The 1538-nt window shown below is 57.9% G+C and carries 2 protein-coding genes; one reads left to right on the top strand and one right to left on the bottom strand.

Annotated features, from left to right (window positions below; translation table 11 throughout):
- Window positions 1-89: 89 nt before the first annotated feature.
- Window positions 90-569 carry a LysR family transcriptional regulator gene (locus FHW96_RS25875; RefSeq protein ID WP_253951276.1) on the bottom strand — a complete coding sequence of 160 codons (480 nt, stop codon included), beginning with the start codon at window positions 567-569 and terminating at the stop codon, window positions 90-92.
- Between the two features lie 83 nt (window positions 570-652).
- On the opposite strand from FHW96_RS25875, the gene FHW96_RS25870 reads away from it, so the two are divergent.
- On the top strand, window positions 653-1321 hold the full coding sequence (locus FHW96_RS25870; protein ID WP_305849714.1) for a carbonic anhydrase: 669 nt from the start codon (window positions 653-655) through the stop codon (window positions 1319-1321).
- The last annotated feature ends 217 nt before the right edge of the window (window positions 1322-1538 follow it).

The raw sequence follows: 1538 nt of genomic DNA, 5'->3' as shown, positions 1-1538 counted from the left end.
AACCGGCACCTTCGTTCCGCGCCACGCTCCCTTGCGCCATTTATGATCGCCGCCCTGTTAGCGTAATCCGCGTGCTGTGAAATGCGCGCTTACGGTTGTGCAGCGATGCCGGTAACGCTCGACGCCCAGAAGGCGATGGCGCAATCGAGGCTGTCATCGGCGAGATTGGTCTCGATTTCGTCTTGAGACAAGGCGGTCAGATCGAGAAGTATCCTTGGATATTTCTCACGGAAGCGCCGGGCAAGTGGCGCAATCAGATAGCCGCTGAAGCTGGGGGTAAATCCAAGCCGCAGCATGCCGGAGCTTAGGTCATTGACGTCACGCGCGGCGCGGCCCGCCGCGTCGATCTCACGAAAGGCGCGGTGAACATGGCTTAGATATGTTGCGCCGGCATCCGTTGCACGAACGGCTTTCCCTGTACGGTCGAGCAGTTGTACGCCCAGTTCCTGTTCCAACTGCCTTATCTGCTGCGATAGCGCAGGTTGGGATACATGAAGCGCCTGCGCGGCGCGGGTGAAGCTGCCATGTTCCACGACCGCCGAGAGGTAACGAAGGTGCCGGAGGAGCATCAGTATAACGCCTGCTTATAGAGACCATCTCCAACCGGTCTTGGACAATTATAAGCCGAAAGTCGATACCTGCCGCATCAAGCATGGAGATCGACACAATGCAGAGGCTCATCGAAGGCTTCAAGCGGTTCAGGGATGGAGAATATCCCGAACGTATCCCACTTTTTCAAGAACTCGCGACAAAGCAGGAGCCGGGCACACTGTTTGTTACGTGTTCCGATAGCAGGGTTGTTCCTGAGTTTATCACTCAGAGCGAGCCGGGGGACATGTTTGTTATTCGCAATGCGGGTAACATCATCCCCTCTTTCGGCCCTCATCACGGCGGCGTTTCTGCGACTGTTGAGTATGCTGTCGCGGTCCTGGGCGTAGCCGATATTGTCGTATGCGGTCACTCCGACTGCGGCGCGATGACGGCCATTGCCAACGGGGTTGACCTCAGCACCTTGCCGGCTGTTTCGAGCTGGCTGCACCACGCGGACGCTGCAAAGGCGATCAACGACGCACATGTCCATAGCTGCAAGTCCGGGAAAGTTGCCGGCATGGTGCGCGAAAACGTCATCGCCCAGCTCGCAAATCTTCGCACTCATCCGTCCGTCGCGCTCGCGCTCTCCGAAGGACGTGTCCGCCTTCACGGTTGGGTCTATGATATCGGCGAAGGATTGATCGAGGCTTACGACGCTTCGAGTGGGCGGTTTGTCGATCTGATCGAATATCCCCAGACCGACGCCACCGCCCTCAACCTCGTTGCCTGACACCCCTGCCACGCAGGGCGGCGGATTTCCGCGCCTGCAATCCCCAAAAATATCGAAACAAATGAAAGGTAAATCCATGACACAAGTTCAAGTGACCCAGACCGCCCGCAAGGCGCTGACCGAAGCTGATGGGGTGGACGCCCCCCGACGGCATCGATGTGCCATAGTGGAGGTGTTGAACACCACTGAAGGAGGCGTCCGTGTCGGAGGTTATCAC

The sequence above is a fragment of the Novosphingobium sp. SG751A genome (genome assembly GCF_013149295.1).
Lineage (GTDB): Bacteria > Pseudomonadota > Alphaproteobacteria > Sphingomonadales > Sphingomonadaceae > Novosphingobium.
This window is presented reverse-complemented; position numbering and strand designations above follow the sequence as displayed.

Excerpts from the sequence above, each read along its gene's own strand:
- FHW96_RS25875 (WP_253951276.1), bottom strand. The coding sequence starts at position 569 with ATGCTCCTCCGGCACCTTCGTTACCTCTCGGCGGTCGTGGAACATGGC.
- FHW96_RS25870 (WP_305849714.1), top strand. The coding sequence starts at position 653 with ATGGAGATCGACACAATGCAGAGGCTCATCGAAGGCTTCAAGCGGTTC.